The 8,512-nt window shown below is 39.4% G+C and carries 10 protein-coding genes and 2 pseudogenes; 10 read left to right on the top strand and 2 right to left on the bottom strand.

Features of this window, described 5'->3' with window-relative positions; all coding sequences use genetic code 11:
- Positions 1-166: 166 nt before the first annotated feature.
- From B2X72_RS17145 to B2X72_RS17160, 4 genes and pseudogenes are all read left to right on the top strand, one after another.
- Entirely contained in the window at positions 167-589 is a 423-nt protein-coding gene (locus B2X72_RS17145) for a DUF3347 domain-containing protein (protein ID WP_286850859.1), read from the top strand.
- Between the two features lies 1 nt (position 590).
- A complete protein-coding gene (locus B2X72_RS17150; protein WP_088162399.1) occupies positions 591-1,046 on the top strand; it encodes a heme-binding domain-containing protein in 456 nt (151 codons plus the stop codon).
- Positions 1,047-1,059: 13 nt separating this feature from the next.
- Positions 1,060-3,333 carry a multicopper oxidase family protein gene (locus tag B2X72_RS17155; RefSeq protein WP_115050235.1) on the top strand — a complete coding sequence of 758 codons (2,274 nt, stop codon included), beginning with the start codon at positions 1,060-1,062 and terminating at the stop codon, positions 3,331-3,333.
- 261 nt (positions 3,334-3,594) lie between these two features.
- Positions 3,595-4,417 (top strand): annotated as a pseudogene (locus B2X72_RS17160) (RteC domain-containing protein).
- Between the two features lie 6 nt (positions 4,418-4,423).
- On the opposite strand, the gene B2X72_RS17165 reads toward B2X72_RS17160, so the two are convergent.
- Entirely contained in the window at positions 4,424-4,861 is a 438-nt protein-coding gene (locus tag B2X72_RS17165; protein WP_286726937.1) for a hypothetical protein, read from the bottom strand.
- Positions 4,862-4,963: 102 nt separating this feature from the next.
- Here B2X72_RS17165 and B2X72_RS17170 point away from each other — a divergent pair, with 102 nt between their 5' ends.
- The 6 genes and pseudogenes from B2X72_RS17170 to B2X72_RS17190 all read left to right on the top strand — a co-directional run bounded on the left by B2X72_RS17170 (position 4,964) and on the right by B2X72_RS17190 (position 7,394).
- A complete protein-coding gene (locus B2X72_RS17170) occupies positions 4,964-5,395 on the top strand; it encodes a hypothetical protein (protein WP_139145004.1) in 432 nt (143 codons plus the stop codon).
- A 186-nt stretch (positions 5,396-5,581) separates the two neighbouring features.
- Entirely contained in the window at positions 5,582-6,100 is a 519-nt protein-coding gene (locus tag B2X72_RS17175; RefSeq protein ID WP_070566717.1) for a hypothetical protein, read from the top strand.
- Positions 6,101-6,143: 43 nt separating this feature from the next.
- Positions 6,144-6,614, top strand: a complete 471-nt coding sequence (locus B2X72_RS17180; protein ID WP_159333204.1) for a hypothetical protein — start codon at positions 6,144-6,146, stop codon at positions 6,612-6,614.
- Between the two features lie 113 nt (positions 6,615-6,727).
- A pseudogene (locus B2X72_RS17185) lies at positions 6,728-6,958 on the top strand (IS256 family transposase); the annotation flags it as partial.
- A 117-nt stretch (positions 6,959-7,075) separates the two neighbouring features.
- The gene (locus B2X72_RS26665) at positions 7,076-7,180 is read left to right on the top strand and encodes a helix-turn-helix domain-containing protein (RefSeq protein WP_368072492.1); all 105 of its coding nucleotides are present in this window, start codon (positions 7,076-7,078) and stop codon (positions 7,178-7,180) included.
- Between the two features lies 1 nt (position 7,181).
- Positions 7,182-7,394 carry an Abi family protein gene (locus B2X72_RS17190; RefSeq protein ID WP_088162435.1) on the top strand — a complete coding sequence of 71 codons (213 nt, stop codon included), beginning with the start codon at positions 7,182-7,184 and terminating at the stop codon, positions 7,392-7,394.
- 73 nt (positions 7,395-7,467) lie between these two features.
- Here B2X72_RS17190 and B2X72_RS17195 read toward each other — a convergent pair.
- Positions 7,468-8,512, bottom strand: a 1,045-nt coding sequence (locus B2X72_RS17195) for an AGE family epimerase/isomerase (protein WP_286850848.1), incomplete at its 5' end; no start/stop codon positions are given.

An 8,512-nucleotide genomic window follows, 5' to 3' on the forward strand; every position in this document is an offset into this window, starting at 1 on the left:
CGTTTAGGACGCAAGTGATGTAATCTCAACAGTTCTTGGTATCGCCGTATTTATATTATCGGCATGTAACGGCAATTCGGAAAAGAAGAACAGTTCTGCCGAAACCCATACGGACACTACGGCACACGCCAATCATACTGCAAGCGAAGAGCCGACCATACCGGGTCTGTTTGGGCAGTATGGGAAGTTGGTGTCCGCTCTTTCTTCAGATGATGACAAGGAGGCGGTATTTGCGGCGCAGGGCTTGGTAAAGACACTTTACAGCATGGATACGACCAGTTTTAATGCAGAGCAGCTAAAGGCTTATAAGGACATCTCCCCGAGCATCGAGGAAAATGGCGTGCATATAGCCGCCAATTTGGGCAACATCCAACACCAAAGGGAACACCTTGTCATGTTGGGCGAAGACTTTTACGATTTGGCCAAATCATTCGATTTGGGCAAGCCCGTATATAAGATAGCCTGTCCCAAATTTAACGATGGAAAAGGGGCATTTTGGTTAAGCGAAACAAAGGAAATCAAAAACCCGTACTACGGTGCTAAGATGCCGGGCTGTGGCTCTGTAACGGAAACTATCACAAAGAACTGATATGTCCTTAAAAAAGAAAATCATATTGGGACTGGCTGTTATCCTCATCGGCATACAGTTCTTTCAGCCGTTACGGAACCAGTCGGATGAAGTGCCAGCCACCCATATCGAAAGGGTGTACGCCGTACCCCAAAATGTAAAGGCTATCCTTGTTCAGTCCTGTTATGACTGCCATAGCAACAATACCCATTATCCGTGGTACAGCCGTATCCAGCCCGGCGCATGGTACATGGCAGAGCATATAAAAAAGGGGAAAGAGGAACTCAACTTTAGCGAATTTGGTGACTATTCTGTCCGCAGGCAGCGAAACAAGTTCAGGGCTATGGCCGGGCAGGTTAAGGACGGGGAAATGCCGTTGTCATCATACACACTAATTCATCGCAATGCAGTATTGTCACCGGAGGATAAGCAGGTTTTGATAGCGTGGTTTAGCACAATGGAAGACAGCATTAAATAAAATTTTTCAAATCATGAATAGATATAATAAAATACCTATAAGAATTTTGCAAACAGTGCTGATACTGCTTTGCACGCAAACGCTGTTTGCACAGAGAGTGGTGCATTACGAGCTGTATGTAAAAGATACGCTTGTCAACTATGCAGGTAAGCAAAAAAGGGCAATTGCCGTAAACGGGCAAATCCCCATGCCCACCCTTACCTTTACCGAGGGCGACACTGCCGAAATAGTGGTGCACAACCAATTGAAAGAAAGCACATCACTTCACTGGCATGGTGTGTTCCTGCCCAATAAAGAAGACGGTGTGCCCTGGCTTACACAAAAACCCATCGCACCGGGCACAACCTACACCTACCGTTTTCCGATTATCCAGCATGGTACGCACTGGTACCATTCCCACTCAGGATTGCAGGAGCAGATTGGCATGTACGGAAGTTTTATCATGAAGAAAAGAAGCGATGATAAGACATTCAGAAAAGGAATTGACGATTTGCCGACCGTTCCAATTATATTAAGTGAGTGGACAAATCTTAACCCCGATAATATCAACCGTATGCTACACAATGCAAATGATTGGGCGGCCATTAAGAAAGGCGCAACACAATCATATGTTGAAGCTATTAAGGAGGGAAAATTAGGGGTAAAGGTAAAAAACGAGTGGAAGCGGATGCTGGCGATGGATGTCAGTGACATTTACTATGATAAAATCCTAATAAATGCTAGCCATAGCACCGATTTGAAAACAATTGATGGTAAAAAGCTAAAAGCAGGCGACAAAGTCAGATTGCGTGTTTCCAATGGAGGGGCGTCTTCATATTTCTGGCTACGGTATGCTGGAGGAAAAATTACAGTAGTAGCGAATGATGGGAATGATGTTGAGCCTGTAGAGGTGGACAGGTTAATCATTGCCGTTTCTGAAACTTACGATATTGTAGTGACTATCCCTCAAGATGGTTTGGCTTACGAGTTCTTAGCAACAACCGAAGACAGGACACAATCTGCGAGTTACTTTATAGGTGATGGGGTCAAACAGCTTATTTCTCCACTCCCACGATTGAAGTATTTCGAGGGGATGAAGATGATGAACGATATGATGAAAATGAATGGCGATTTGGACGATATGGGCATGAAGATGAGCCTTAACCAAATGGACATGAATGTAGTGATGTATCCCGAAATTACCGGAGATGCAACAAAAAAAGCAGACCACAGTAAGCATGAGGGTATGGATATGGATAACGACGCTAACCGTTACAACGCTAATGCCTTGGGAGACATCAAAACATTAAATTATGCTATGTTGCAATCACCTTATAACACCTCTCTTCCAAATGATGCGCCTGTAAAAGAGTTGAAATTCACACTTACTGGCAACATGAACCGCTATGTATGGAGCATGGATAATAAAATACTTTCGGAAACTGACAAAATACCTGTAAAAAAAGGAGAAATTCTACGGATTACCATTTATAATAATTCAATGATGCGGCATCCAATGCATCTTCACGGATTTGATTTCAGGGTGATAAACGGAAAAGGCGAAAAATCGCCGCTTAAAAATGTGTTGGATATCATGCCTATGGAAACAGATACCATTGAGTTTTTAGCAAATGAGGAAGGTGATTGGTTCTTTCATTGCCATATATTATATCACATGATGGCGGGAATGAACAGGGTCTTTGAAGTTGGAGACTACAATAACCCCTATCTACCCGACAAGGCAAAAGCCTATAAAGAATTGCAAAGAGAAAGTAATATGCCTCATTTTATGGCACAAAACGATTTTGCAACCAATGGTAATGATGGAGAAGCTATGCTAATGAATGCACGCTACCAATTAGGAACAGAATGGCGTTTAGGCTATAATAGTATGCACGGTTATGAAGTAGAAACCCATTTAGGTAGATACATTGGAAAGATGCAATGGTTCATGCCCTTTGTAGGTTTTGATTACCGCTACCGTAAAATGGGAGAAGATGAACACGAAAAGAACATATTTGGACAAACCAACAAGAAAGACACCCGCAGGGCGTTCAGTTTAGGGTTTATGTATACGTTACCTATGCTGGTCAATTTTCAGGCAGAAGTATATCATGATGGAATTGTGAGATTGCAGTTAATGCGTGAAGATATACCAATTTCAAAAAGACTAAGAGGTGGTTTTATGGTGAATACCGACTTAGAGTATATGGGAGAACTTAGGTATATCATTAATAAGAATATAGGTATACGTACCCACTATGATAGCGATATGGGCTTTGGTGTGGGGCTGGCATTGACTTATTAAAATTAAATAACTAAGGGTTGTAAACTGCATAACCGTAAAAAAATATCGGTAAAAAAAAGGAGGTGATGCAGGTGTAATTCGCAAAGACTAACCTGCATCATACTACAACCCTTTAAAGTATGCAACAAAAATCTATCTATCGTTCCATCATCAATACGGTAGAGGTTGAATTTTTTTAAGCAGTAATTGCATCATAAGCTAATACGAACAGTGTTAGCTTTTCTGTATTAACCAATAATATATTACATCAAAATGAAGCGAATGGATAAATTTTACAATGAAACATATCTTAAATTGGAAACTGCAATCCAGGAACTGGAGATTGAAACCGACTGCCCCATAAAAAGAATTGAAGCCGTTATACACCATATCATACAAAGCCTTGCCGACTTAAAGGACTTTGTACTGAAAAATGACTTTAAGAATATGGAAGAAGAAATCCATTTTTTCAAGTATCAGAAACCTGTTATTGTTTCAAAGCTCATCTACTACAATGCCATCTATAAAATCGAAACAAGAAGACCCTACGGGAACAAGCGTACCAAGAAATATTTTACCAAAGAACTGAAAAAGCTAAAAAGGTTCTTTGAAAACAACCTTGATTTTTACAAGTATTACCGCAGCAATAATTCTTTCGTTGACGAAAAATTCTTTGTGCGTGGCAAGCACGATATAAGGCTGTGGTTAGACACATTTTATTTTGAAGCAGACCATCGTTTTTCTACTTCACACGATTATAAGGTTGCCAAGATTATTGCCAATGACCTGATACAAGTTTATTTGGAAGACAGGCTCAATAACATCAATGTGAAAAGGGGTTCGGACAATTCATTGAAATGGACGGCAAGCAAAACGGCACTGACTGAACTCATATATGCACTGTACTCCCACGGTGTATTTAACAATGGGAATACAGATATAAAATTGATTGCTAAAGCATTTGAAGATGCCTTTAATATTGAATTGGGCGATTTTTACCATACGTTTATGGAACTGAAAGCCCGTAAGATAAACCGAACCAAATTCCTTGACAGCCTGTGTGAAGCCCTAATAAAAAAAAATGGACGAAAAGGACGAAAAGTAACGACTATTATAATACGCCACGAGGTGAATGAACGCCTTTTGTCCGTATAATGCTTTCCTGCACCTTTGGGGCTTCATTCTGCTTTTCTGCCTGCTCCGAAGCATCTTGTTTGGTTTCCGGCGTAATAGATAGCTGTATCTTTCTTTCTACGGCAGCCAGTTCCGTTTTAAGATCACTCAATCGACTTTCCTTAGCCCAAGTACCGTTAACCACTTCCTGAAGTATCGGTAGGTCTTTTGGTATTTCAGCGATTTTCTCCTGCTCCTGCTTCACAAAGCCCGGCAGTTTTTCCAAAGCCCTTAAAAAATTCATTGCGGCGGTTTCGGGGTCTTTTGCCATCAGACCGTTATTGTAGGTGTACTTGATATTGCCCTCGCCAGTTATAAAAAATCTATTGACCCTTTCGAGTGTTGAATTATCCTTTGGAAGTTCTGTTTTAACCAATAATTGAAACCGTAGAGGTTGCCTATTTCACGATAGTCGCCTGCCGTGCGGGCTTTGTTCGCAATCTCGTTCAGTTTTGCGCCTATTTGTTTCGGATTTGCATTGGGCGGCAAGCCATCTAACAGCACAGGGTTTTCGATTGTAAATATAAAATATTTAAAAGATGATAAAGATCTTGAAGGAATAATATCACTTCAGGGAGAGGTGCGCATGGGAGGAAGTAATAAAATAGTACCAAATGCAGAAATTGAAATTCGGGATACAAATAATAAATTAATTGCTAAAAAAACAGCTGATAGTAAAGGAAGATTTAAGTTTACCATAAAAACTGAACCTACTGTCGGGAATATTAATATAAATGGATCCGATGGAAATTCATTAGGTGAACTTGAAATCGCAAAAGTTGATATGGGTCGATTTTATTCACAAATAGAAATAGCTGTGAAACTGTTTATTATAAATGGAGTTATGAAAAGCACAGTACCCCTTTCGAAAAAAGAGATTAAAGAAATCAAGAATCAAAATAATAAATAGATATAAATGAGAATCAACTCAGAAAAATTATTAATATTGAAATGAGTTAGATTTTAGAGGTAGGTACAAGCAAGTTAAAAAAAAGCTTTTGATGGTGCTAAAAATTTCATCTTGTTTACAACGGAATCTATTCATATAAAGAATTTTTGTTTATTATTTGAAATATAAAAAAGGTCCAAATTTATAATGGCATTACGCATAAAGTTAAACCTTTGTGGTTTTAAACTTCTTCTTTTGCTAACACTCTTTAGCTGTTCCACAAAGAAGAATTATAACGACTGGGTTGATATAGACCAAAACAACTGCAGCAGCTATAGCCAACGAGGTAAAGGTTATACAGATGATGAGATATCGCCTTTAATAAAAGGCAAAGTGAGAATGTGCCATAATAATGAAAATGTTCCTTCTGCTAGAGTTTTCTTTCTTAGTTCAGAGAGTGATACAATTGGTACAGCCATCACCGATAAAAATGGAGAATTTTCGCTAACGATCCCATCCGAGGGATTGCTCCATGGAAAAATTATTGTAGATACATTTGGAACGGGGATGACTATCGAACATGTTTACATTGCGACAAATTTTAAAACCTACGCCTTAGACATAAAATTACCAAGGCAGCCCATGTATATTAATGAAATAGGTTCAAAAAAGGACCAGAAAAAGTTGAGGAAAGAAGTTGAAAAAGCAAATAGAAAACATAGATAGGTGTTATAAGTTGATCTGGGCTATTAAAATTTTAGTCTTTTTTTTGATCTTTTGTTTCTCATCATGTTCTGTCATCAGACCTAAAACAATAAACAATAAAGTATTGGGCGGGTACGAATCTTCAAGCTATTTAGACGAGAACGATTCGGAAGATTCTGTGACGATTTCAGGCATTATCACTGAAGCTAAGAAAAAAAGGAAGGTACCCAATGCAGAGATACGATTTTTAGACTCGGAAGGAAATACGCTCAAAAAAGTATCTTCAGACACAGATGGATCATTCAGTACAAGACTGGCAAAACTCACAAAATTTGGAAGTATCGAAATTGATGGAAATAGTGCTGGTTTTCTCACTATAGCAAACATAGACTTTGGTATTTTTGTCAATAATACCAGAATAAAAGCGAGATTATTCAAGTACGATTATTCTGCAACGGAGTTAGAATTTTACAAGAAAGAAGATCGAGACCAGCTAAAGCGAGAGATAGAAGAAATGAAAAAACAAAAGAGGTAACAGCATCGTACCACAAAGTGTATTAATTATAGAAATGGAGACTGTAACATGAACTGTGTCAGAGGAATAATTCAATAAGATTATGTATATTCAATTATTCAAACGACACGGTCATGAAAGAAAAAGACCCATTCGACTTTGAACGCTTCAAGGCAGAAGCCATGCAAGGTCTTTACGAAGGTAAAAGTTTGTCTCCCAATGATGGCGTCCTAGCGCCGTTAATGAAGCATCTGTTGGAATCAATGATGGATGGAGAACTGGAAAACCACTTGAACGAAGAGAAAGCTTCGGGCAATAGCAATCGTCGAAATGGCAAGACAAAAAAGACAGTCCGAGGTCTCAATTGTTAATTCGCATATAGATACCCCCAGCAATTCGCATTAAAATGCCACCACCTTAAACAATTAAGGTTTTACTTGTTGAGAGTATAATAAAATCTCAGCGTTATGTATAAAGTGGCTATGTACAATACGATAAAAACACTTTTGGAACACGGCAAATCTTTGCGGGAGATCTCAAGGGAACTTGGGATGTGCCGCAAGACCGTTTCGCGTATCCACATTTAACATGTATTGTTTTGATAGAGGACTGCGTAAGCTGGTAACCGCTGAACTCGAAAAGATAGAAGTCGCAATCAGAGCAAAAATGATTTATATATTGTCTCATCAATATGGTCCTTTTTGGTATAGTGCCCCTAACCTGTTCGAATCTCTCCAGCTCCACTTAAGGGGACACTTAATAGAAAGCACCCCCTTTCTTTATACCCATAAAGAACTATGAGTCAAAATGTTAAAACACCTACACATAGAGTTAGAAAATTTCAACAAAATGTTTAGTCTTAGGTTATCAATTATTAGCAGACGTGGTCATTAAACCGAAGCATTTCTAAACACATCCGGCCGTTATGATAAGGACATTTCCAGAAACCCGCCTTATCATCGTTACGATTCATTTGTCCATCGGGCAATACACTCCAGTACCATTCTCCAAATTGAACATCAATAAGTTTTGTCTGAATAAATTTCCAGACATTTTCTGCTAAATCTAAAAACTTGGAATCAGGTACAATTTTGGACAGATAGCTATAACCAACTACTGCCTCGGCCTGTACCCACCAATGTCTTTCGTCATCTAAATGACCATCTCTAAATTCGTAAGCCATACTTCCGTCAGGAAGGATCCCCTCCACGGCGGCGAGGCCAATGCTGGTCACAATATCTTTGATGGATTGGGAGAGTGCGGGAATATTCAATACGGTAGTAGCTTCCCACAAAAGCCATGCTGCTTCAATATCATGACCATATGATATGGTATCAGTTGTTGAGTTCCACTCCCGATCAAAAAAAAGATTGAGATGCCCTGTACGCGAATCATAGATTTTGCTAACGAAAAGATCGACCAGATCCTTTTGGGCTGAAATTAATTGATCATCTGGCCACACCTGTAGCAGATTGGTATAGGGCTCAAGAATATGTAAATGAGTATTCATGGTCTTGACCTGATTCTCGTCTTTTTCACTCAGCCGCATATCGGCTATCGGTGACCAGTCGCGCGAAAATGCTTCCAAATATCCGCCAGACTCATCATCAAAAGTATGCTCAATCAACTTAAAAAGATCTATTGATAACTCCAAAGCTTCGGATATTCCCGTAGCTCTGTAAAACTCCGAGAAACCATACAGTGCAAAGCCCTGTGCATAGGTCTGTTTTTTTGTATTGAGGGGCTTGCCCTGATAATCAAGCTCCCAATAAACTCCCCCATATTCTTTATCGATAAAATTATCGCGTAGGTAGTGGTAAGCCCGTTCAGCCATTCGTAAATAGGATATATCGTTAAATTGGCGATAGGCAGCTGAGAACGTCCAGAGGATCCTCGCGTGCATAACAGCTCCTTTGCTA

Source organism: Sphingobacterium sp. UBA7253, from assembly GCF_002472745.1.
GTDB classification, from domain to species: domain Bacteria; phylum Bacteroidota; class Bacteroidia; order Sphingobacteriales; family Sphingobacteriaceae; genus Sphingobacterium; species Sphingobacterium siyangense.

What these genes read in the sequence shown, in the direction of transcription:
- B2X72_RS17190 (WP_088162435.1), top strand. Translation starts at nt 7,182, where the DNA reads ATGTATTGTTTTGATAGAGGACTGCGTAAGCTGGTAACCGCTGAACTC.
- B2X72_RS17155 (WP_115050235.1), top strand. Translation starts at nt 1,060, where the DNA reads ATGAATAGATATAATAAAATACCTATAAGAATTTTGCAAACAGTGCTG.
- B2X72_RS26665 (WP_368072492.1), top strand. Translation starts at nt 7,076, where the DNA reads ATGTACAATACGATAAAAACACTTTTGGAACACGGCAAATCTTTGCGG.
- B2X72_RS17175 (WP_070566717.1), top strand. Translation starts at nt 5,582, where the DNA reads ATGGCATTACGCATAAAGTTAAACCTTTGTGGTTTTAAACTTCTTCTT.
- B2X72_RS17150 (WP_088162399.1), top strand. Translation starts at nt 591, where the DNA reads ATGTCCTTAAAAAAGAAAATCATATTGGGACTGGCTGTTATCCTCATC.